This is a genomic window from Achromobacter sp. ACM01, from assembly GCF_014851745.1.
GTDB lineage: Bacteria > Pseudomonadota > Gammaproteobacteria > Burkholderiales > Burkholderiaceae_B > Achromobacter > Achromobacter aegrifaciens.
The window spans coordinates 1,077,377-1,099,347 of the sequence record NZ_JACVAF010000002.1; the positions used below are offsets into that span (position 1 = coordinate 1,077,377).

The 21,971-nt window shown below is 67.3% G+C and carries 22 protein-coding genes; 5 read left to right on the forward strand and 17 right to left on the reverse strand.

Going from position 1 to position 21,971, the window contains the following annotated elements:
- Nucleotides 1-208: 208 nt before the first annotated feature.
- Both IB268_RS13345 and IB268_RS13350 read left to right on the forward strand, forming a co-directional pair.
- On the forward strand, nt 209-1,225 hold the full coding sequence (locus IB268_RS13345; RefSeq protein ID WP_125472293.1) for an LLM class flavin-dependent oxidoreductase: 1,017 nt from the start codon (nt 209-211) through the stop codon (nt 1,223-1,225).
- Between the two features lie 168 nt (nt 1,226-1,393).
- Nucleotides 1,394-1,768, forward strand: coding sequence for a co-chaperone YbbN (locus tag IB268_RS13350; protein ID WP_013394055.1), 375 nt, complete (start codon nt 1,394-1,396; stop codon nt 1,766-1,768).
- 28 nt (nt 1,769-1,796) lie between these two features.
- On the opposite strand, the gene IB268_RS13355 is transcribed toward IB268_RS13350, so the two are convergent.
- From IB268_RS13355 to IB268_RS13385, 7 genes are all read right to left on the reverse strand, one after another.
- On the reverse strand, nt 1,797-2,384 hold the full coding sequence (locus tag IB268_RS13355; RefSeq protein WP_175160413.1) for a YigZ family protein: 588 nt from the start codon (nt 2,382-2,384) through the stop codon (nt 1,797-1,799).
- Between the two features lie 27 nt (nt 2,385-2,411).
- On the reverse strand, nt 2,412-3,218 hold the full coding sequence (locus tag IB268_RS13360; protein WP_192354364.1) for a transporter substrate-binding domain-containing protein: 807 nt from the start codon (nt 3,216-3,218) through the stop codon (nt 2,412-2,414).
- An 18-nt stretch (nt 3,219-3,236) separates the two neighbouring features.
- A complete protein-coding gene (locus IB268_RS13365; RefSeq protein ID WP_054453964.1) occupies nt 3,237-4,010 on the reverse strand; it encodes an ABC transporter permease in 774 nt (257 codons plus the stop codon).
- Complete coding sequence (locus IB268_RS13370; protein ID WP_054453961.1) at nt 4,007-5,005, reverse strand: ABC transporter substrate-binding protein; 999 nt, start codon at nt 5,003-5,005, stop codon at nt 4,007-4,009. Before IB268_RS13370 ends, IB268_RS13365 begins: the two co-directional genes overlap by 4 nt.
- Nucleotides 5,006-5,075: 70 nt before the next feature.
- On the reverse strand, nt 5,076-5,846 hold the full coding sequence (locus IB268_RS13375; RefSeq protein WP_059380083.1) for an ABC transporter ATP-binding protein: 771 nt from the start codon (nt 5,844-5,846) through the stop codon (nt 5,076-5,078).
- Between the two features lie 105 nt (nt 5,847-5,951).
- Nucleotides 5,952-7,178 (reverse strand): MFS transporter, encoded by a 1,227-nt coding sequence (locus tag IB268_RS13380; RefSeq protein ID WP_192354365.1) that lies wholly within the window; start codon nt 7,176-7,178, stop codon nt 5,952-5,954.
- 157 nt (nt 7,179-7,335) lie between these two features.
- A complete protein-coding gene (locus tag IB268_RS13385) occupies nt 7,336-8,940 on the reverse strand; it encodes an ABC-F family ATPase (RefSeq protein ID WP_119449656.1) in 1,605 nt (534 codons plus the stop codon).
- 235 nt (nt 8,941-9,175) lie between these two features.
- Here IB268_RS13385 and IB268_RS13390 point away from each other — a divergent pair, with 235 nt between their 5' ends.
- The 3 genes from IB268_RS13390 to IB268_RS13400 are packed head-to-tail and all read left to right on the forward strand — an operon-like array spanning nt 9,176 to nt 12,692.
- A complete protein-coding gene (locus tag IB268_RS13390) occupies nt 9,176-10,753 on the forward strand; it encodes a CHASE2 domain-containing protein (protein WP_192354366.1) in 1,578 nt (525 codons plus the stop codon).
- Between the two features lie 6 nt (nt 10,754-10,759).
- Entirely contained in the window at nt 10,760-11,116 is a 357-nt protein-coding gene (locus tag IB268_RS13395; protein ID WP_054453943.1) for a hypothetical protein, read from the forward strand.
- A gap of 7 nt (nt 11,117-11,123) precedes the next feature.
- Nucleotides 11,124-12,692 (forward strand): M48 family metalloprotease, encoded by a 1,569-nt coding sequence (locus tag IB268_RS13400; RefSeq protein ID WP_175181025.1) that lies wholly within the window; start codon nt 11,124-11,126, stop codon nt 12,690-12,692.
- A 35-nt stretch (nt 12,693-12,727) separates the two neighbouring features.
- Here IB268_RS13400 and IB268_RS13405 read toward each other — a convergent pair whose 3' ends face one another.
- From IB268_RS13405 to IB268_RS13450, 10 genes are all read right to left on the reverse strand, one after another.
- Entirely contained in the window at nt 12,728-13,765 is a 1,038-nt protein-coding gene (locus IB268_RS13405; protein WP_192354367.1) for an LD-carboxypeptidase, read from the reverse strand.
- Nucleotides 13,762-14,253, reverse strand: coding sequence for a tRNA adenosine(34) deaminase TadA (tadA, locus tag IB268_RS13410; RefSeq protein ID WP_054453937.1), 492 nt, complete (start codon nt 14,251-14,253; stop codon nt 13,762-13,764). The genes IB268_RS13405 and tadA overlap by 4 nt, the downstream gene beginning before the upstream one ends.
- A gap of 10 nt (nt 14,254-14,263) precedes the next feature.
- The gene (locus tag IB268_RS13415) at nt 14,264-15,112 is read right to left on the reverse strand and encodes an HAD family hydrolase (protein WP_059380070.1); all 849 of its coding nucleotides are present in this window, start codon (nt 15,110-15,112) and stop codon (nt 14,264-14,266) included.
- A 110-nt stretch (nt 15,113-15,222) separates the two neighbouring features.
- Nucleotides 15,223-15,705 (reverse strand): hypothetical protein, encoded by a 483-nt coding sequence (locus tag IB268_RS13420; protein ID WP_119449652.1) that lies wholly within the window; start codon nt 15,703-15,705, stop codon nt 15,223-15,225.
- 130 nt (nt 15,706-15,835) lie between these two features.
- Entirely contained in the window at nt 15,836-16,177 is a 342-nt protein-coding gene (gene mnhG, locus IB268_RS13425) for a monovalent cation/H(+) antiporter subunit G (protein WP_054453932.1), read from the reverse strand.
- Complete coding sequence (locus IB268_RS13430; RefSeq protein WP_013394078.1) at nt 16,174-16,455, reverse strand: K+/H+ antiporter subunit F; 282 nt, start codon at nt 16,453-16,455, stop codon at nt 16,174-16,176. The genes mnhG and IB268_RS13430 overlap by 4 nt, the downstream gene beginning before the upstream one ends.
- A complete protein-coding gene (locus IB268_RS13435; protein WP_054453929.1) occupies nt 16,452-16,934 on the reverse strand; it encodes a Na+/H+ antiporter subunit E in 483 nt (160 codons plus the stop codon). Before IB268_RS13435 ends, IB268_RS13430 begins: the two co-directional genes overlap by 4 nt.
- Nucleotides 16,934-18,565: a monovalent cation/H+ antiporter subunit D gene (locus IB268_RS13440; protein WP_175181027.1), complete on the reverse strand. Its 1,632-nt coding sequence runs from the start codon at nt 18,563-18,565 to the stop codon at nt 16,934-16,936. The genes IB268_RS13435 and IB268_RS13440 overlap by 1 nt, the downstream gene beginning before the upstream one ends.
- Nucleotides 18,562-18,906: a Na+/H+ antiporter subunit C gene (locus IB268_RS13445; protein WP_054453926.1), complete on the reverse strand. Its 345-nt coding sequence runs from the start codon at nt 18,904-18,906 to the stop codon at nt 18,562-18,564. Before IB268_RS13445 ends, IB268_RS13440 begins: the two co-directional genes overlap by 4 nt.
- Nucleotides 18,906-21,821 carry a monovalent cation/H+ antiporter subunit A gene (locus tag IB268_RS13450; protein ID WP_054453925.1) on the reverse strand — a complete coding sequence of 972 codons (2,916 nt, stop codon included), beginning with the start codon at nt 21,819-21,821 and terminating at the stop codon, nt 18,906-18,908. Before IB268_RS13450 ends, IB268_RS13445 begins: the two co-directional genes overlap by 1 nt.
- Between the last annotated feature and the right edge of the window lie 150 nt (nt 21,822-21,971).

The following is a 21,971-nucleotide window of genomic DNA, read 5'->3' on the forward strand; positions in this document are numbered from 1 at the left end:
GCCCAAGCCCCAAGGCCGCTCGCAAGGCGGGCCAATCGCGGCAATAGCGGAAATCAATCAACCCGCCGCGCCATATGGTTGCTGGCGGGTCCGCTTGATTTCACCGATACACTCCCCATGTATAACGGCATATGGAGTCCGCCTTGCGCCTTACCCGCTTTGTTTCCGCCCCGCTGTCCTGTCCCACCGTGTACACGGAGGTTTCCGCATGAGCAGCCTGGCCCGCATCCCTTTCTCCGTACTGGACCTGGCCCCGATAGTGCAAGGTCGCGACGCGGCTGACGCCTTCCGCAACACGGTTGCGGTCGCGCAGCACGTGGAACGCCTGGGCTACAAGCGCTTCTGGCTGGCGGAACACCACAACATCAACGGCGTGGCCAGCAGCGCCACCGCCGTACTGATCGGCCACGTCGCCGCGCACACCAGCACCCTGCGCGTGGGCTCGGGCGGCGTCATGCTGCCCAACCACGCGCCGCTGATCATCGCCGAGCAGTTCGGCACGCTGGAAACGCTTTACCCTGGCCGTATCGACCTGGGCCTGGGCCGCGCGCCCGGTAGCGACGGCGCCACGCAACACGCATTGCGCCGCGGTCCGCGCAGCGGATTGGAGTTCCCGGCGCTGGTGGAAGAATTGCGCGGTTTCCTCGCGCCTTCGCGCCCTGGCCAGCCCGTGCGCGCCATTCCCGGCGAAGGCCTGGACATTCCGATCTGGCTGCTGGGGTCCAGCGATTTCAGCGCGCGGCTTGCCGCGGAGCTGGGCCTGCCCTTCTCCTTCGCGGGACATTTTTCGCCCGAAGGCATGGCGGCCATGCGCCTGTACCGCCATTTGTTCAAGCCGTCGGCAACGCTGGCGCGGCCCTACGCCATGATAGGCGTGCCGGTCGTGGCCGCCGAAACCGATGAAGCCGCCAGGCGCCAGGCCACCACCCAGCAGCTGAAATTCCTGTCGCTGGTGCGCGGCAACCGCCTGCAGCTGCAACCGCCCGTGGACAGCATGGACGGCCTGTGGAACGAATGGGAGCGCGAGGCGGTCCATCAAAGACTGGGCGCGGCCATCGTGGGCGGCCCGGATACCGTCCGGCGCGAACTGGAAGCGCTGGTGGCCGAGACCGAGGCCGACGAAGTCATGATCGTCTCGGATTTCTACGATATCGCCGACCGCCTGCGTTCCTTCGAGATCGTCGCGTCGTTGAAAAACGGCGCCCCGGCAAGCACCGCGGCCTGAGGGCCGCAGCCCGCGCCTCAGGCGCCAACCATTGCGACGCGGCCATTACCCGCTCTACTATCGTTCTTAAAGCACCGAACGCCGCCGCAACGCCCCATCGGGTCCGGGACGGGCATACCCCGGGCCTCTGACACCGCTTTTTACGCCGCTCGCCGGCAAGGATTCAAAATGAGTATTGTTGAACTCACCAAAGACAGCTTCCAGGAAGCCATTACCCCCGACGGTACGCTGATCGTCGATTTCTGGGCGCCCTGGTGCGGCCCCTGCCGCGGTTTCGCGCCGGTATTCGAACAGGCCGCCACCGAGCATCCCGACGTCACCTTCGCCAAGGTCAATACCGACGTGGAACAGGAACTGGCCGGCGCGCTGGGCATCCGTTCCATCCCGACCCTGATGGTGTTCCGCGAGAAGGTCCTGCTGTTCTCGCAACCGGGCGCCTTGTCGGGCGGCCAGCTCAATGAGCTGCTCGCCAAGATCAAGGAAGTGGACATGGAAAAGGTCCATCAGGAAATCGCAGCTGCCCAGAACGGGCAGGACGCCTGAACGCTGCGCGGGCCGTGCGCTCCTGGGATCAGGACTCGACTTCCCAGGCCGCACGCCCGCGCGTGATGTTGGCGGCGGTCACTTCCAGGTCCGCCACCGCTGCGCGCGGCACCGTGAACCGTAGCGCCACCCCTTCCTCGTTGAAGTCTTCCTGCTGGATGGCCGCGCCTGCCTGAGCCAGGCGCGACTTCAGCAACGCCAGTTCGCCAAAACCGCAAGCGCAGGCGACGGTTGCAAGATCCACGATCTCGGTCCGCTCCCCCAGCCGCAGGCAGTTGGCCGCGCAGCCCCCGTAGGCGCGCACCAGTCCGCCTGCGCCGAGCTTGATGCCCCCGTACCAGCGCACTACCAGCACCGCCACGCGATCCATGTCCTGGCCTTCGATGGCTTGCAGGATGGGACGGCCGGCCGTGCCTCCCGGCTCGCCGTCGTCATTGAAGCGGTATTCCTGGCCGATGCGGTAGGCCCAGCAGTTGTGGGTCGCTTCGGCGTCGCTATGTTCGGCAAAGAAGCGCATGGCTTCGTCCACGCCGGACACGGGCGCTGCATACGCGACAAAGCGGCTTTTCTTGATGTCTTCCTGGTAGGTGCAAGGGGCGGTCAGCGTGTGCGTCATGACCGGCATTGTATGTGCCGGCAGTCCCTAGCCGTGGCAGTCGGGCACTTCCTGGTCGAGATAGACATCGAAGGCCACGTCGCGGGCCCACTTCGCGGTCATGGCCTTCCAGGCGCCCGCTCGGTCCCAGGCGCGCATTTCCTGGCTCAGCCAGTTGCGGCTGGCGGAGTCGGAGGCCGGCAGCAGCCACACGCGTTCACGCCGCGCGCCATCGGCCGCCAGCGTCGAGGAGAACTTCTTCCATTCCGGGAAGCGCACCAGCGGCTCCCAGACCGCGTCGTCGACCAGGCCGATATCGCAGCTGCCCTCGCGCACGGCGACCAGCGCATCGGACGGCACGCGGTAGGTGCGCACCACGGCGCCCCAGCTTTCGGCCAGGGCGCGGGAAGCGCTTGCGGCCTCCGCCATGCAGACGCTGCGGCCGCGCACGTCGGCGGGCCTGCGCAGGCTGGTGTCGCTGCGGATCACGGCCTTGGGTCGGGCGGCATAGCCTGTGGCTTGCGTCGCGACCGCGTCCGGTTGGGCCGACGCGCCGTCGGCCAGGACCAGGTCGACCCGCCCCGCCGCCAGCGCGGCAGCGGCCTGTTCCTGTGGCAATTGCACCAGGCGCACCGGCAGTCCCAGGCTTTGCGCCAATCTGTCGGTCATTGCGGCGTCCAGGCCGTCCGGCGTGCGGATCTTGGCGCCGGCCGCGGGCGGCGGCGCCAGGTAAGGCACGCCCACCACCAGCTCGCCGCGCGCCCGCGCCGCCGCGAAGGCGTCGGGCTGCGCCTGCGCGAAGCCCGATGCAACCAGGCAGGCGCCGAGGACAAACAGACGGATGCGGCCAATCATGCGGGACTCCTGTCGCCCTCAGACGTACTGGTAGCGCAGCAGGCGGTGCTTGAGGTTTTCAAGCACGAACTGGTCGATCAGCGCGGCCAGCACGGCAATGACCAGGATGTTGGTCATGACGCCGGTCATGTCGGCGATTTCGCCCGAATAGGCCAGCGAACGGCCCAGCCCCTTGCCGAAGCCGATCAGCATTTCCGCCGAGATCAGCGCGCGCCAGGCATTGCCGAAGGCGAGCTGCGCGCCGGTGATGAGCTCGGGCATCACGGCCGGCAGGTAGACCCGCTTGACCAGTCCCCAGCGCGTGGCGCCCATGACGCGCGCCGCCGACACATGCACGCGCTGCACGGACTCAGTCGCGTTCATCACGCTGAGCGCGGCCGGGAAGAAAGCCGACAATGCCACCACGACGATGATGGGCGTATTGCCGAAGCCCATCACGATGAGGAACAGCGGCACCCAGGCGATCGACGGAATCGACTGCAGGATGACGATGGCGCTGCGCAGCACTTCGCGGAAGAAGAACAGCACAGCCGCCACCAGGCCGAAGCCGATGCCGGCCGCCAGCGCCAGGCCGTAGCCCGCGCCCAGCCGCCCCAGTGTGCCCAGGAGGCTCTGGTGGAAGGACTGCTTGCCCAGGTCTTCGACCAGGCGCTCGACCACGGCCGGCACGCCCGGCATCAGGAAGTCCGGCAGCGCGAACGCCGCCAGTTGCCACAAGGCCAGGATGAACAACACGCCCAGAACGCCCGCGAAATGCTTGCGGGCGCCGGTGACTCGGGTAGATGCGCTCAAAGCTTGCGAGCCTCTTGCCAGGACAGGTCGACGATGCTGGAGACGTCATACGGCTTGCCGTCGCGCGTTTTCAGCGAACCCTGGGCTTGCAGGATGTCGGCGATTTCCTGCATGCGGCGGGTGTCCTTGTCGGTCAGCTTGGGCGTGAAGACCTGCGTGCCGATAGCTTCGGCGATGACGGTCTCGCGCGGCAGTTCGCCACGGGTCAGGGTCTTGAGCGTGGGTTCGGCGATGAAGTAGGACGCGATCAGCTTGGAAGCCTGCGCGGGTTCCTTCTGCAGCAGCTGGATGGCCTGGTTCTGCGCATCCAGCGCCTTCCAGACGTCGTCCTTGCGCTTGGCCAGCGTCTCGCCGGAGGTGATCACCACCATGCACGGGAACGGCCAGGCCTGGCCCACTTCATAGATCTGCTTGACCGGCGCCACCAGTTGCGCGATGCGATCGTAGGGTTCGAACAGGAAGGCCGCGTCCACGCGCTTGCCCACCAGCGACTGGACCGCCACGGCCGGGCTTACGCCCATGACGTTGACGTCGTCCGCAGCCAGGTTGCCCTGCTTGAGCACCACGCCCTTCAGCACCACGTCGGCAGTGCTGCCTTCGGCCTGGGAGGCCAGGGTCTTGCCCTTCAGCCCGGCGATGTCCTTGATGCCGGAGTCTTCGCGCACGATCAGCGAGTGGTAGCCCTGCTGCGCACCGCCCACCACCTTCAGGTCCGCGCCCTTGGAGGCCCAGGCCACCGCGTTGGTGAAGCCCAGCACGCCGATGTCCAGCTGGCCGCCGACGATGGCCTTGATCAGGTCGGTGCCCGACTTGAACTCGATCAGTTCGGAATCCAGGCCGGCCTTTTTGTAGTAGCCGCCCTCTTGCGCGACGATGGCCTGCGCATCGTCCATCACGCGCAGATAGCCCACACGGAATTTCTCGGCCGCCATCGCGGGGGCTGCCGCCAGCAGCGCCGCGGCCAGCGGCAGGGACAGCCATTGCTTCAGTTTCATGGGAAGTGCTCCAAGGTATGCAGGGCCGGCCGACGCGCACGCGCCGCCAGCAAGAATCCAGATCCGGGGGTCAGGCTGCCAGGGCCAGGTCCGCGTGCTCGCCCGAACCGTCCACCGCGATGCCGAGCAGGCGCAGGATCTCGCGCTTCTCGGCGGCCAGGCCGGACAGGTCATGGGTCTTTTCGCGGTGCGCGAGGTTGAACTCGCGCAGCACGCGCGCCGGGCGCGGGCTGAAGACGATGATGCGGTCGGCCAGGAACAAGGCCTCGTCCACGTCGTGCGTCACCAGCAGCACGGTGGGCTTTTCCTGGGCGATGAGCTGGCGCAGGACGTCCTGCAGGCTCAGCCGGGTCAGCGCGTCCAGCGCGCCGAAAGGCTCGTCCATCAGCATGGTCTGCGGCTGGGCGATGAAGGCGCGCGCCAGCGCGGCGCGTTGGCGCATGCCGCCGGAAACCTGGTGGGGGTAATAGTGTTCGAAGCCGGCGAGGCTGACGCGCGCCAGCCACTGGCGCGCGGCTTCGCGGGCGCGGGATTTGGGCGTGTTCTGGAATTCCAGCGCCAGCGCCACGTTGTCTTCCAGCGTCAGCCAGGGGTACAGCGCATGTTCCTGGAACACCAGGGTGCGGCTGGGATGGGGGCCGGCGACCGCCTTGCCGTCGGCCAGGACGCTGCCTTCGGTGGGCTTTTCCAGGCCGGCCGCCAGATGCAGCAAAGTGGACTTGCCGCAGCCCGACGGGCCTACCAGGGCGACCAGTTCACCGGTCTTGATTTCGCTGGTAAAGCCGTCCACCACGGGCAGTTCGCCGAAGTGCTTGTGGACATGGTCGAAGGTCAGATTCATGGAACGTATCGTGGCGGGCCGAAAAATGAGCCTCCAATCTAACAATTCGTTATATGAATCCAAACGATCAATATTGAATGTCTTAACTTCTTTTCGTAATAAAGATCAGGCCTGTGGCGCGCTGGCCGCCTGCCGGACCGAATGGCGCTGCAGGCCGAAGGCAATCGCGCCGCCCGCCAGCACGGACATGGCCGCCGCCAGAAAAATGGCCGGATAGCCGAAACCGCTGGAGATGTAGCCCGCGATTGGACCGGTAATCCCTAGCGCCAGATCCAGGAAGGCCGAATACGCCCCCAGCGCCGCTCCCCGGCTGCCGGCCGGCACCCGCGCCACGGCCTCCACGCCGATGGCCGGGAACACCAGAGCGAAGCCGCAGCCCGTCAGCGCGGCGCCCAAGAGCGCAGCGCCCGGGTTCGGCGCCAGCCACAGCAGCAGCAAGCCAGCCGCCTCGACCAGGAACGAGACCTGGGCGACGCGGAATCCGCCATAGCGGGTAATGGTGCCCGCGAACAACAGGCGCACCCCGATGAAGGCGCAGCCGAACGCGCTCAGCGCGTGCGCGGCGCCATCCCAGGAGAAGCTGGCGTAGTACAAGGCCACGAACGCGGCCAGCGTGCCAAAGCCGACCGAGCCCAGGCCCAGCGCCATGCCGTGGGGAAACACCCGCAGCACCACACTCTTGAACGCCATCCGGTGGCCGCCCACGACGGCCACGGCGGCCCGGGCAACGGCCCGGCCCAAGCCCGCCAGGCCCAGCAACAGCACCGCGCCGCCCAGCGCGCCCATGCTCCATTCAGTTTCCAGGTACACCCCCAGCGGCGCGCCCAGCGCCAGCCCGCCATAGGTGCAGATGCCGTTCCAGGAAATGACCCGTGCCGTGTGCAGGGGCCCCACCCGCGCGATGGCCCAGGTGGCAGACCCGGTGCCCACCCAGCTTTCGCCGAAGCCCAGCGCCAGCCGGCTGAGGATGATCGCGCCCAGGCTGAGCCAGGCGCTGCGCTCAAAGGCATAGGCCAGCAGCAGGAACACTCCGCTGGCGGCGCAGGCGGCCATGCCGATCACCACCGTCTGCTTCGGCCCCACGGTGTCCGCCATGCGCCCGGCATGCGAGCGGCTGAGCAGGGTCGCCGCGTATTGCACGCTGATCGCCAGGCCCGCCAGCACCGAGCCGTAGCCCAGCTTGTCGTGGACATAGCCCGGCAGCACGGCCAGCGGCAGGCCAATGGCCAGATAGCAGATGAAGGTGAAGAAAGCGATGGAAACGATGCGGAACGTCAGCGTGTACGTGCCGATGCGCGCGCCGTCGGGCGCGGGGTGCGATGTGGGGGGCATGAGAGGCGGAGTCGATGCCTGGCCGGACTGGAACCAGGGTTTACCCGCATGATATCGCGGCCAGATTGCAGCCGGCTGAATGTGCCTGGAGCGCGGCTGAATCCCAAAAAAAAAAACGGCGCACCGCCGGGTGCGCCGTTTTCGAGACCGTCGAGGCTTAGCCGTCGATGCCGCGCGAGGTCAGGTAGTCGTCGTAGCCGCCGCGGTAGTCGACGATCTCGCCCGTGGGCAGGATCTCGATCACGCGCGTGGCCAGGCCGGACACGAACTCGCGGTCGTGGGACACGAACACCAGCGTGCCTTCGTACTTTTCCAGCGCGAACTGCAGCGATTCGATCGATTCCATGTCCAGGTGGTTGGTGGGCTCGTCGAGCAGCATGACGTTGTGCCGGCCCAGCATCAGGCGGCCGAAGGTCATGCGGTTCTTTTCGCCGCCGGACAGCACCTTGGGCGCCTTGGGCAGGTCGTCCGCCGAGAACAGCAGGCGGCCCAGCACCGAACGGATCGACTGGTCGTCGTCGCCCGGTTGGCGATGGTCGCCCATCCAGTCCAGCAGGTTGATGTCGGTCTGCAGGAACTGGTCGGACACGTCCTGGGCCATGTAGCCCAAGTCGGCGTTTTCGGACCACTTCACTTCGCCCGAATCGGGCTGCAGGTCGGTGGCCAACAGGCGCAGCAGGGTCGTCTTGCCGACGCCGTTGGCGCCGATGATGGCGATCTTTTCGCCGGCGTCGACCATGGCCGAGAACTTGCGGATGACGGGCGCGTCGTAGGCCTTGGACAGGTTTTCGACGGTGACCGCCAGGCGGTGCATGACCTTGTTCTGCTCGAAGCGGATGTACGGGTTCTGGCGCGACGAGGGCTTGACCACGACCTGGTCGGCCTTGATGCGGTCGATCTGCTTCAGGCGCGAGGTGGCCTGGCGCGACTTGGACTTGTTGGCGGCGAAGCGGCGCACGAAGTCCTGCAGTTCGGCCACGCGTTCCTTGGCCTTGGCGTTGTTGGCCACCAGGCGCTCGCGGGCCTGGGTCGAGGCCAGCATGTAGTCGTCGTAGTTGCCCGGATAAATGCGGATCTCGCCGTAATCCACGTCGGCCATGTGCGTGCACACCTGGTTCAGGAAGTGGCGGTCGTGGCTGATGATGATCATCGTGCTCTGGTAGCTGTTGAGCACGTTTTCCAGCCAACGGATGGTGTTGATGTCCAGGTTGTTGGTCGGTTCGTCCAGCAGCAGCACGTCCGGATTCGAGAACAGGGCCTGCGCCAGCAGCACGCGCAGCTTCCAGCCCGGCGCCACTTCGCGCATCGGCAGGTTGTGCTGGTCGACGGCGATTTCCAGGCCCAGCAGCAGTTCGCCGGCGCGGGCTTCGGCGGTGTAGCCGTCGTACTCGGCGAACTTGGCTTCCAGGTCGGCCGCGCGCATGTAGTCGTCTTCGGTCGCTTCCGGATTGGCGTAGATGGCGTCGCGCTCGGACATGGCGGCCCACATCTCGGTGTGGCCCATCATGACGACGTCCAGCACGCGCAGGTCTTCAAACGCGAACTGATCCTGGCGCAGCTTGCCCAGGCGCACGCCCGGCTCCAGCGACACGTTGCCCGCCGAGGGTTCCAGGTCGCCGCCGATGATCTTCATGAAGGTCGACTTGCCGGAACCATTGGCCCCGATCAGCCCGTAGCGGTTGCCTTCCCCGAACTTGACGCTGACGTTCTCGAAAAGGGGTTTGGGACCGAACTGGATGGTGAGATTGGCGGTGGAGATCACGGTATGTTTGAGTCTTTGGGCGTCCGGGGACGCATGCGGAGAAACCCGATAGTGTACCAAGCATCCGTGAATCGCATCCAGGCCGGGCAAGCTACCTGCTGAAGCATCTGGAAATGCTGCATGGCATTTGATGTCACAACGTAAACATTTGTATTAATTGGGGTACTATTGCGGGCAACTCAGCGCCTATGGCCGCCAGGCCGGTCAGGCGGTTGCAACCCACCTCCCCCGCTACGTGGCAGACGCCAACCACTCCTCCGAGAAAGTCGAGCTTTCCTATGGCCGGTCGCTGATCGTGGCGGCCATCGTCGCGATCGTGATGTTGTGGGCGACGCCCCGGCTCACCCCCAGTTCCGACCTGCTCACCTATGCGGCGGCGCGGCTCCAGGCCCGGCTGGTCGGCGGCCACTACGACATCGCGCACCGCAACGACACCACGGTCGTCCTGATCGACGACGGCTCCCTGGACCAGCAGAAAGGCGCCTGGCCGGTGCCTTACAGGACGCATGCGCGCTGGCTGCGCAACATCGGCCTGATCCACAAGCCCAAGGCCATCTTCCTGGACATCACCTTCGGGCGCGAGCGCGACGATCCGACCCTGCCCGAGCTGGCCGCCGCCCTGTGCGAGCTGCGCGACGCCAACATCCCGGTGTTCCTGGCCGCGCTGCCCGATGCGCAGGGCAACCTGAGCCTGCGTTCGGGCCTGGAAGCGCCCGCGGGCGAGAAGCCATGCTTCACCATGGTCGACGTGCGCTACACCCCCAGCAAGGTGGACCGGCTGGTATGGAGCTATCCCCTCTGGTCGGGCGAGCACGCGCGCAGCGCGGCGCTGGCCATCGCCCAGGACGCGGCGGGGGTGGCCATCACGCGCACGCACGAAGCCATGGCCTTGACCTGGGGCGTCGACAACCTGGACCAGCGCCGCTTCAGCATGGAATGCCGGCAGGCCCGCGGTGGCTACATGGAAATGCTGCCGTCCTACGTCCGCAGCCTGCTGGGCGACCCGGACGCCGCCCAGCCCATCTGCCCGTACACGCGCGCGCTGACCCTGTCCGAACTGCGCGCGCCAGAAGCCGACGGCGCCCGCCTGGCCGACATGCTCACGGGGCGCTACGTCATGATCGGCGCCGCGCTCAGCGGCTTCAACGACACCGTGCTGTCGCCCGTGCATGACGCCATCCCCGGCGTGTTCATGCACGCCATGGCCCTGGACAATCTGCTGACCTACCAGGACGACTACAAGCGCGCCCTCGAATGGGAAATCTGGCCGCCCAATGTTCTGTGGCTGCTGGGCATCCCGGTCGTCATGCTGGCCCATTTCCTGCATTGGCTGGCGCAATGGCTGCGCGGTAATACGCGCTTGGGCGGCCGGCTGCTGGCCCCGCCCGCCGAATGGCGGCTTTTTGCCGATGCACCCGCCCTGCCGCTGCCGCCGGCCGCGCAAGCCGGCGACGGCTGGAAGGCCAAGGCCGGGCGCCTGTCAGCCCTGCTGCGCGACCGCGCCGCGCGCCTGTGGCTGGCGCGCTGGTTGACGTCCAAGCTCTGCGTCGCGGCGTTGCTGCTGCTGCGCAAGGCGGCCGCCATCGTCCTGTCCTCGCTCATCGTGCTGTACATCGTGCTGCTTGCGCAGCGCTGGCTGAACGTGGGCACCCTGCCCATCGTCGACCTGGCAATCATGGCCCTGGCCGCCCACTGGCTCGGCTGGACCAATCGCGCCACCGCCTTTCTTTTTGGCAAACCGGACCGCGCTTCCGCGCCGGCGTCCACGACACCCTCGCGGGAGCCATCCGCTACCCGCCCACAACAGGAGTAGAAACGCATGCCCAAGCCCTCCTCCCTGATTACCGCGCTGGCCGCGGCCGCTCTTGCGCTGGCTGGCGCGAGCGCCTCGGCGGCGGACGCCATCGTCGGCCTGAACATCAAGCCCGTGCCGCTGTATGCCAAGTCGGACGGCGGCGCGCCCGCGGCCAAGTCCGATGGCCAGGGCATGCCCTGGCCCGTGCTCGAAGAGGCCAATGAGTTCTACCACGTCAAGGTCGACGGCAAGGACTATTGGGTGGACAGCATGCACGTGCGCATCGCGCGAGGCTCCGCCGCGCAATGCGGGCCTGTGATCAAGGGCGTGCCGCCGCCCACCGGCTCGACCGCAGGCGCGGGCGAGAACGTCTGCCGCTGAGCCGCCCATGCGATCCGCCCATATCCTGCGCATGGCCGCCGTATCCGGCGCGCTGCTGCTGAGCGCCTGCTCCACGCTTCCCGGAGGCAAGGGTTTTTCGGTCACGGCCGGCCAATTGCCTCCGCCTCCCGCCGACCGGCAATGGCCCGACGCCAACCTGGACGCGCGCAACCAGCGCGCCCAGGGCATGGGCCTGGTCGCCATGCCGGAGATGGAAACCTATCTGAACGGCCTGCTTGCCCGGATCAAGAACGCCGCGGGCGTGCCGGGCTGGCCTGGCGCGGTTCACGTGACCTCTTCATCGGCGCTGGAAGCCTACAGCACCGGCGCGGGCAACATCTACCTGTCCATGGGCTGGCTGGCCTCGGCGGAATCCGAGGACGAGATCGTCGCCATCCTGTCCCATGAGTTCGGCCACGTCTACCTCGACTACCACCAGATGGAATCGGTCAATGCCGCGGGCGACCAGGTCGCATCGTTGGCGGCCGTGGGCGTGGCGCTGGCCCGCAAGGCCGGCAGCGCCACCGGTTGGAGCCCCGTGGACAGCGTGATCGCCTCGTATACGCTGGGCAAGAACATGCTGGTGCCGGCCTGGGGCCGGCAGCAGGAAGAAAACGCCGACCGTTTCGGCGCCACTGTCAGCCTGGAACTGGGCTACTCGTATACGCAAGGCTTCAAGGCGTTCCTGGAACGCCAGGCCACCTGGGAAGCCGAGAACGCCCAGGTACAGGCCGAAGCGCGCCAGCGCATGCTCGAGCAGATCAAACAGGCGGCGGCCGACAACACCCGCAAGCGGGAGGCCGCCAAGGGCAACAGCATCGCCCCCCTGACCGAAATGCAGGCCTCGTTGAATTCCGGCGTGGCCGGCGCCAGCGAAGGTTTGCGCACCGGCCTGGAAGACATCTGGAACAAGCTGACCGTCAGCCATCCCGACACCGGCGCGCGCCTGGCCGCGCTGACCGAACAGGTCATGCCCCTGATGGCGGGCAAGCCGCGACCTGCGGCGGCGACCGCGCCCTGGAACAAGGCCCGCGCGCAACGCCGCACGGCCGCGCTGCTGAAGAACTACAAGACCGCAGCCGAGGCGCAGCAGGCGCTGCAAGCTCAGGACTATCCGCGCGCCCGCAAGCTCGCGGCCCAGGCCGCTTCGGGGCCCAGCGCCGCGCACGCCCTGCCCTTGCTGACCTTGAGCATGGCGCAGGCGGAGTCCGGCGCGCGCGGGTCCGCCTTGCTGGACCGCAACCTCGCGTCCGAGCCCGACCGCGCGTGGCAGGTGTACGTGCTGCGCGCCAATAATCTGCTGGGCGCGGGCCAGTCCGGGCCGGCCTCCAAGATCATGGGCCAGGGCTTCGAGTACTTCCGTGGTTCTGCGCTGGCATGGCCTGAAGCCATCCGCTTCTATGGTCAGACCCAGGGCTGGGATCAGGCGCGCAAGCTGGCGCAGGAATGCGCGTCGCGCTTCGCGAGCTATGCCGGGGAGTGCAGCAAGGCGGCACAGTCGCCCGCCGAGCAGGCCGAGGCCAAGCGACGCAGCGAGCAGAAGGCGCAATCGCTGGTCGACAGGCTGTTCAAGTAGCAATGAGAAGGGGCGCTCGGCGCCCCTTTCCTTTTTTAGTGCGTGTGTTCGTCCAGCACCAGGTGCGCCATGCCTTTCTCGGTGGCCAGGCCTACCTTCTGCCCGATCGGCAGCGTCGCCTTGGTGGCGACATGGCCGTACGGCAGCCCCGTCACCACCGGCACCTTGACCGTCTTGCGCAGCCAGGCCACGACTTCGTGCAGGTCGTAGCCGTTGTCGTGCGGCGCCAGCTTGTAGTCCGAGAAGCGGCCCAGCACGATGGCCTTCTGCTTGCCCAGGATGCCGGCCTGCGCCAGCTGGATCAGCATGCGTTCGATGCGGTAGGGATGCTCGGCCACGTCTTCCAGGAACAGGATGCCGCCCCGCACCTTGGGCATGTAGGGCGTGCCCAGCAAGGACGTCAGCATGGCCAGGTTGCCGCCCCACAGGATGCCGCGGCAGTCCACCGCATCGGCGTCCTGGGTTTCGAAGCTGAGGATTTCCAGTTCGCCGCGCATGATCTCGCCGAACAGCGCTTCGGTCAGGTCATCGACCTTCTTGCCGCCGAAGTCATAGACGGCCGAGGCGCCGGTATAGCTGACCGCGCCGGTCTGTGCCAGCAGGCCCAGGTTGAAGGCAGTGAAGTCGCTCATGCCCACGAATCGCTTGCCGCTGTCGGCCATGGCCTTCCAGTCGATGGCAGGCAGCAGCCGGCCCATGCCGTAACCGCCGCGCGTCACCATGACGATGGGCAGCTTCTGCTTGGCGGCGCGCGTCAGGCTGGCCAGGCGCTGCGCGTCGGTGCCGGAAAAGCGCTGGTGCTGCGCGTACGCAGTGCGGTCCACGGCGGTCTTGAAGCCCTGTTGCTGCAGCCGTTCGCGCGCCAGTTCGACGGCGGCCGGATCGCGCACGGCAGACGACGGCGAGATCAGGTAGATGCCGCGGGCGTCGGGCAGCACGTGGGCGTGGGTGTGGTCATGCCCGCAGTCTTCATCACATTCGTGGCCTGCGTGGCCATGATCGTGGTTGTGGTCATGGTCGTGGGCGGCGGCGGCTTTCGCGCCGCGCGCCTTGGCGCCTTGGGATTTGCTCATGCTGCGGATTCCTTGCTGCGGCGCTCGCGGAAGAACCGGCGCAGCAGCTCGCCGCAAGGTTCCGCCAGCACGCCGCCGGTGACTGAGGTGTGATGATTGAGTTTGGGGACCGAGCCCACGTCCAGCACGCTGCCGCAGGCGCCGGTCTTGGGATCGTAGGCGCCGAACACGACGCGCGCGAGCCGCGCATGCAGCATGGCGCCGATGCACATGACGCAGGGCTCCAGCGTGACGTATACGGTGATGCCCGGCAGCCGGTAATTTTCCAGCGCGCGCGCGGCGCCGCGCAAGGCGACGATCTCGGCGTGGGCGGTGGGGTCGTGGTCGATGATGGTGCGGTTGTAGCCGCGCCCCAGGATGTCGCCCTGGGCCGACACCACCAGCGCGCCTACCGGCACCTCGCCGATGTCGTAGGCTGCTTGCGCCTGTTCCAGCGCCAGTTCCATGAAGCTGGCATCCTGCGCGGTCCAGGCCGGGACCGCCGCCATCGGGACTGCTTCAACCACGGTACACCCGGGACTTCAGTGCGATGCGGCCGGCCAGGCTGGTCACGGCCTCTTCCAGCCATTGGTAGAGTTCGGCGTGCTCGTCGTAGCGGGCCTGGTTCAGGTTCGATACCCGGCCCTCTTCGATGAAGCCCCAGGCCCGGCTGCGCTTGTCGCGATGCTTGGGGTCCCAGACACCGAAGGCGAAGCCGCCGGCGCGGCGGATCAGCGAAAAGCACGGGATGTCGGTGTAGCCGTCGCCGACGAACACCATCTGGTCGAACGGCACGCGCAAGCGGTCCTCGGGCACCTTGCGGTTGACCTCGAAAGGCTTGTTGCGGAAGTCGCGGCCGATGATGCCCTTCTGGATATGGAACAGGTAGCGGGTCTTGTCGGTAAAGCTGACGATGCGTCGCGGAAACGCGATGCCGCCGTCCGCACCGTAGATGAATTCGGACGCCCAGATCTCGGTGAACTCGTGCGCGATGGGCGTAGACCTGACCACGTCGCCGATGCCGCTGGAAATCAGGTAGAACTCCAGCTGCACCTGCGGCTGTTCGGCCCGCACGGCGGCGCGCAGCCGCTGGAACAGCGTGGGCACGCCGTCGTGCAATTCCAGCCGGGCGCCCCAGTCCTTCAGGCGCTGCTGCGTGATGAGGCCGTGCTTGCCCGATTGCGACAGCTGGATCATCTGGTACAGATAGGCGGGCACGGGATCCCAATCCTGCTGCGAGAGCAAGGGATCGACCTCATCCTTCCAGAAGGATGCCGTGTCCACGCCCATGCTTTCCAGGAAGCCGGACGTGCTGTCCGAGGCCAGCGTGTCGTCGAAGTCGAATATCAGGGCGATGACGTCGGACATGTATATGCGTGAAAAAGGGGCGACAGCCGCCATTTTGCCTGAATGTGGCGGCGGCTGCGCCCCTGGAGGCCCAAGGCGGGCGGCCCTGCCGCCCCGGCCCCGACTGTCGCTTACTGGCGCACCGGCGCGGTCATGGGCGCCGCCGCCGGCGCGGGCGCCATGCCCGGCGCGCTAGTCGCGGGCGGCACGGTATCGGCCGGCACCTGGATCACGGTTTCACGCAGCACGCCCCCGCCCTGCACGCTGCCGCGCACATTGGTCGGCGAGGTCATCTGCGTGACGCAGTCCTGGCGCGAGGCGGCCGGCAGGCGGTTGCAGCGGTCCAGCATGTTCTGCTGCAGTTGGTCGTTATTGCCGTCCTTGAGGTTGTTGCGGCCGCTTTCCTGGCGCGCCGCGCCGGCTTCGCGCATGCAGGCGGCCTGGTCCTGGCCGGTGGCGCCGCTCTTGCATGCCGCCACGTCCTGCTGGTACTGGGACTGAGCTGAGCCGCGGCCGGTCGCATCAGCCGCGTGGACCGCTCCCGCGGCCAACATCAGGCCAGCGGCACAAAGCGTCGCCGCGAGGCGTTTGGTATGCATGGGTCGTGTAGTCATGGTCAGCTCCTTGAAGTTGATTGAACCGTTACCCACTATCCCACGATGACGCTTCGGCTACATGTCCAGCGACGTGAAATCGTAAGACTACGTTTCAATTGACGCGACGCAACAAACCCTGCCTTTCCCCTTAACTTGCATCGCGCTCGGCGTCGGTCTTGCTCAGGCGATTACGGTAGGTTGCCGCACGCATGAGCAGCATGGCGGTCACGGGCGAAGACACGATCAGCAGCAGCGTGATGATGACTTCATGAAACACAGGCCGCGAGGACAGTGCCGAAAACACCAGGATGGACGCCGCGAGCACGCAGCCGCAACCCATGGTGTTGCCCAAGGTGGGCGCATGGATGCGGGCATAAAAGGTACGGAAGCGCAGCAGGCCGGCCGAACCGGTCAGCGCAAGCAGGCCGCCGAGCACCAGCAGGATGCTCGCGGGTATGGCGGCCCACAGCGGGATCTGGGCGTCGATCATGGCTCGATCACCTCGCCGCGCAGCAGGAAGCGCGCCATGGCGGTGGAACCGACAAAGCCGAACAAGGCGATCAGCAGCGCAATGTCGAAATACACGGAAGTGCCGGAGCGGATGCCGAACACCAGCATGGTCAGCATGCCGTTGATGTAGAGCGTGTCCAGGGCCAGCACGCGGTCCTGCGCGGTGGGACCGCGCAGCAGCCGGATGGCGGCGAAGACCATGCCCAGCGCGAAGCAGAGCAAGGCGAAGGACGCCGCCCAATAAAGTATGTTGTTCATTCGAAAATCTCCATCAGCGGGCGCTCGTAGCGTTCCTGCACCAGCTTGATCCAGTCGCCTTCGTTCTGCAGGTCCAGCACGTGCAGCTTCAGGCTGTGGTCGTCGGTCAGGTCCACCCAGACGGTGCCCGGCGTGTATGTGACGATGCAAGCCAGCATCGCCAGGCCGTGCGGGTCGCGCATGGTCAGCGGGATCATGATGAACCCGGGCGAAAAGTCATTGCGGCGCGGATTCAGGATCAGCCGCGCCACGGCGATATTGGATTTGATGATGTCCGCGGTCACGTGCAGGAACAGCGGCACCGCCTTCCACAGGCGGCGCGGCTTGGCCCTCAGCGGCCGCAGGCGCGACGCCGCCCAGGTGAACCAGAGCGCCAGCGCGATGCCCAGCGCGATCTGGCCCGCGGACGCGCTCTGGTTGAGCACCAGCCACAGGACGAACAGGTAGACGGGCAGGAACAGGAAGTAGAGGCGGCGCATCAGCTTCCTCCCTTGAGGCCGCGCACGGTCTGCGCGGACATGACGGCGTCGATATAGGACTTGGGCTGGTCCAGCGACCGTGCCGCGTCGTCCAGATAGGCCGACACGGGGCCGGCGCCGGCCGCCAGGCCCACGCACAGCAGCAACAGCACGGCCACCGGCCCGGCTTCGATCAAGCGCAGGCGCGGCGTGCTGCGGTCATCGCTGGCCCAGAACACGCGGATGCCGGTGCGGCCCAGGCCGATAAGGCCCGCCAGCCCCGACAGCAACACCGCGGCCACCAGTATCCAGGCGTCCATGGGCACGGCCGATTCGTTGGCGGCCGACACCGCCGCCGACAGCAGCGACAGCTTGGCGACGAAGCCCGACAGCGGCGGCAGGCCGGTTACCAGCAAGGCGCAGGAAATGAAGGCCAGGCCCAGGAAGGCCATGGCGGCGGGAATGGCCACGCCCACCACGTCGTCGGAACGGTTGACCGAGGCCGGGTCGTCCAGGTCGAATGCGTCCAGGGTGACCGCCAGCACGTTGGCGCCGAAGCTGCGGGTGCGCTCGATCAACTCAGCCAGCAGGAAGAACGCGCCCGTGGTCAGCACGGAGCTGAGCAGGTAGAACAGCGCCGGCCCCGTCAGCGTCACGCCGGGCATGCCCAGTGCGGTCAACAGCGTGCCGGCCGACACGATCACGCAGTAACCCACCATCTTTTCCAGTTGCTGGGTCGCCAGGAGGCCCAGGCCGCCGAACAGCAGCGTGGCCAACCCCGCCGCGAACATCCAATCCAGGCTGAAGGCCGCCGGCGCGCCGGTGGGCAGCAGCAAGGAACCGATGCGCAGCAGCGCGTAGATGCCGACCTTGGTCATGATGGAAAACATGGCCGCGACGGGGGCGCCAGCCGAGCCGTAGCCCTTGACCAGCCAGAAGTTCAGCGGCCAGGCGCCCGCCTTGACCAGGAAGGCCACGCCCAGGATGGCCGCGCCCGCCTCGAACAGCATGCGGTCCGCGCCCGCCAGGTTGCCTGCGCGCACCGCCAGGTCCGCCATGTTCAGCGTGCCGGTGACGCCGTAGATCAGCGCGATGCTGATCAGCAGCAGGAACGAGGCCACCAGGTTGACCGCAATGTACTGCAGGCCGGCGCTCACGCGCGCCACGCCCGAGCCGTGCAGCAACAGGCCATAGGACGCCGCCAGCAGCACCTCGAAGAATACGAAGAGATTGAACAGGTCGCCCGTGAGGAAGGCGCCGTTCAGGCCCATCAGCAGGAACTGGAACAGCGAATGGAAATGCACTCCGGCGCGGTCCCAGCGCGCCAGCGCATAGACCAGCGTCGCCAGCCCCAGCACCGCGGTCAGGGCCAGCATCACCGCAGCCAGGCGGTCGACCACCAGCACGATGCCGAAGGGCGCGGGCCAGTCGCCCACCAGATAGACCCCCACCCCGTCCGGCCAGACGCCAGGCACGCCGCCGCCCGCCACCACCAGCAGCGCGATGGCGGCGGCCAGTTGGCCCAGCGTCGAAACCAGCGCAATGGCGCCACGGGTGTAGCGGCGGGTGTCCGCCAGCAGGAGCATCGCCGCGCCAGCCGCAAGCGGCGTGACGATGGGCAATACGGGCAGGTGTTGCAGCCAAAAATTCAAGATTGGGACTCCCGTCCATCAACGTGGTCGGTACCCGTGAGGCCACGCGAGGCCAGCAGCACAACCAGGAACAGCGCGGTGGTGGCAAAGCCGATCACGATGGCCGTGAGCACCAGCGCCTGCGGCAGCGGATCCGCATACCAGGAAGGATCATGGGCCATTGCCGGATCGACCACGGGCGGACGGCCCGAGGTCAGCCGGCCCATGCCGAAGATGAACAGGTTCACCGCGTAGGAAACCAGCGACAGGCCCATGATGAACTGGAAGGTCCGCGGCCGCAGCAGCAGCCAGACGCCCGAGCCCGCCAAGACACCGATAGCGATGGCGTATATCAATTCCATCAGGCTTCCCCTGTTTGTGCGGCCGCCGCCTGGATTTCGACGGCAGCCTTGCGTTGCGCGCGCAGCGATTGGTGGGCCAGCGCCACCAGCACCAGCACGGTGGATCCCACGACTAGCATGTAGACGCCCAGGTCGAACAGCAGCACGCTGGACAGATGCACGTGGCCGATCAGCGGCAGCGCGACATCCCAGGCCAGCGCCGCCAGGAAAGGCTTGTAGGCGAGCCACGCGCTCACCGCCGCGGTGCCGGCGAACAACAGGCCGATGCCGATCCAGTTCTGCGGGTTGAGGCGGCTGCGCGACTCCACCCAGTACACGCCGCCGACCATGTATTGCAGGATGACGGCGGTGGCGAAGATCAATCCGCCCACGAAACCGCCGCCCGGCTCGTTGTGGCCGCGCAGCAGGAAGTACACGGAAATCAGCGCGGCGGTGGGCAGCAAGAGGCGCACCAGCACGGTCGGCACCATCATCGAACCCGTGGGCACCAGCGACTTGATGTCCGGCGCTGCCGGCACGCCGCCGTCCTGGTCGATCTGCTGGCGCGGCAGGTCCGCGCTTTCGGCGGCCGGACGGAAGCGGCGCAGCAGCGCGTAGACGGTCAGCGCCACGATGCCCAGCACCGTGATTTCGCCGAAGGTATCGAAACCGCGGAAGTCCACGAGGATCACGTTCACCACATTGGTGCCGCCGCCATCGGGCAGCGCACGGTCGACGAAATACGAGGAGATGGTGTCGCCTTGCGGCCGCACCAGCACCGCATAGGCCAGTGCGGCCATGCCGGTGCCCGCGGCGCCTGCCAGCAACAGGTCGCGCAGACGCCGCCCGCGAGCCCGCAGCGTGGCCTTCAGGCTTTCGTCTTCATCCTGTGCAATGCGCCGCGGCAGCCAGCGCAGGCCCAGCAGCAACAGCACCAGGGTCACGACCTCGACCGACAGCTGGGTCAGCGCCAGGTCGGGCGCCGAGAACCAGACGAAGGTCAGGCAGGTGATCAGGCCGGCGCCGCCCGCCAGCGCCAGCGACGCCAGGCGGTGGTACTTGGCCTGGAAGGCGGCGGCCAGCGCGCAGCCCGCGCCCACCAGCCACAGCAGCGCGAAGGCCGGATCGATCGGCGTCATGCGGCCCGAGCCATCCAGCCAGCCGCCCGCGCGCAGCGGCAGCCAGGCCACGAACAGCGTACCCAGCACGATCAGCAGCATCTGCACCTGCAGGCGCGAGGACGCCAGCCAGCGCAGCAGCCAGGCCGCGGCCACGCTGGAGCCGTCCAGCAGCGCCTCGAAGCTGCGGCGGCCGTCCAGGCGGTAGATGAACGGCACCCGGCCCGGATTGGCGCGCTGATGGGCGCGCAGGGCGAGATAAAGCAGAATGCCGGCCGTGGTCGCAACCAGGCTCATGACCAAAGGCAGGTTCAAGCCGTGCCAGACGGCCAGGCTGTACTCCGGCATGTCCTGACCCAGGATGCTCTGGGCCGCGGTCGCCAGGAACGGGCCGACCGTCAGGCCCGGCACCACGCCCACCAGCAGGCAGATCGCCACCAGCAGCGCGCTGGGGAACAGCATCCAGCGCGGCGGCTCGTGCGGGGCGCGCGGCAGGTCGGTGGCCGGGGGGCCGAAGAACACCTGCAGGATGAAGCGCAGCGAATAGGCCACGCTGAACGCGCCCGCAATGGTGGCCACCAGGGGCAGGCCGATCTCGGTGATGCGGTCGCCGCTGACGAAGGTGGTCTCGGCGAAGAACATTTCCTTGGACAGGAAGCCGTTGAGCAGCGGCACCCCCGCCATCGACGCAGCCGCCACCATGGCCAGCGTGGCGGTGATCGGCATGGCCTTGTACAGGCCGGACAATCGGCTCAGGTCGCGCGTGCCGGTCTCGTGGTCCACGATGCCCGCCGCCATGAACAGCGAGGCCTTGAAAGTGGCGTGGTTGATCATGTGGAAGATGGCGGCCACCAGCGCCAGCGTGCTGTTCAGGCCCAGCAGCAGCGTGATCAGCCCCAGGTGGCTGATGGTGGAGTACGCCAGCACCCCTTTCATGTCCTGCTGGAAGATGGCGGCGTAAGCGCCCAGCACCAGCGTGATCAGCCCCGCCCCGCCGATGATCCAGAACCATTCGTCGGTGCCCGACAGCACCGGCCAGAAGCGCGCCAGCAGGAACACCCCGGCCTTCACCATGGTGGCCGAATGCAGGTAGGCGGATACCGGCGTGGGCGCCGCCATGGCGTTGGGCAGCCAGAAATGGAACGGGAACTGCGCGCTCTTGGTCAGCGCGCCCAGCGCCACCAGGATCAGGACGGCCGGATACCAGGGGTCGGCCCGCACCAGATCGCCCGCGGCCAGCACGCGGTCCAGGTCATAGCTGCCGACGATATGGCCCAGGATGAGGACGCCGGCCAAGAGGCACAGCCCGCCGCCGCCCGTGACCGTCAGCGCCATGCGCGCGCCGCGGCGGGCGTCCAGGCGGTGATGCCAGTAGGCGATCAGCATGAAGGACGCCAGGCTGGTCATTTCCCAGAACATGACCAGCTGGATCAGGTTGCCCGACAGCACCACGCCCAACATGGCGGCCATGAAGGCCTGGAAGAAGGAGAAAAAGCGCGGCACCGGATCTTCCGGCGACATGTAGTAGCGCGCATACAGCACCACCAGCGCCCCCATGCCGGAGACGATCAGCGCGAACAGCCAGGCGTAGCCGTCCATGCGCAGGGTGAACTGCAGGCCCAGGGCGGGCGCCCAGGGCATGTCGAAGCGGACCACGCCGCCGTTGGCGACCTCGGGATAGAGGCTGATGACCAGCACCACACAGACCAGTGCGATGAGGCCCGCCAGCCAGGCCTCGGCATTGCGGGCGTTGGATGGCAGAAGCGCGGCGCACAGGCTGCCGGCAAACGGCAGAGCGAGGATCAGGATCAGCGACATGGCGTTCCGAGAGTGTCCGGGCCCCCTCCCGCCAGCGCAAGGCAGCGAAAGACGAACAGACCGGGGATTGAAAAACGGACGGAACCCTGGCCCGGTGCGTCGCTGCACTACACGTTGCCCCGCGGGGGGCATCAACCAACGCCATTGAAC